The organism is Streptomyces sp. SID14478 (genome assembly GCF_010548525.1).
Classification (GTDB): domain Bacteria; phylum Actinomycetota; class Actinomycetes; order Streptomycetales; family Streptomycetaceae; genus Streptomyces.
In genome coordinates this window covers 1-329 of record NZ_JAAGMG010000095.1, presented here as the reverse complement: position 1 = coordinate 329, position 329 = coordinate 1, and the positions used below count along the sequence as shown (strand labels likewise).

1 pseudogene is annotated in these 329 nt (G+C 78.1%); it reads left to right on the top strand.

What is annotated here, in order from left to right:
* Window positions 1-329: pseudogene (locus tag G3I40_RS03045) on the top strand (hypothetical protein); the annotation flags it as partial.

Genomic DNA, 329 nt, shown 5'->3' with positions numbered 1-329 from the left:
ACGCCGAGCGGCTGCGGGCCGACGCGGCCTCGGACGCGGTCCGCGAGCAGGTGCGGGCCGACCGTGCCGAGGCGCGCAGGCCGGTTCCCGAGGTGCTCGGCGCCGACTGCGACTCGCCGCACCCCGGCGCGGCCAAGGAGACCCAGGACGGCCAACTGCGGTACGCGCTGCCGACGTTGCTGTTCCGTACGCCCGGTGCCCGCCGCGTCGTACCCGGCTGGCGACCTTACGAGGAGTACGCGGCGGCGGTCGACGAGCTGTGCCCCGGCCTCCTGTCGGCGGCCCCGCCGGCGCTGCCCGCGGCGCAGGCGCTGCGGCACTACCGGAGC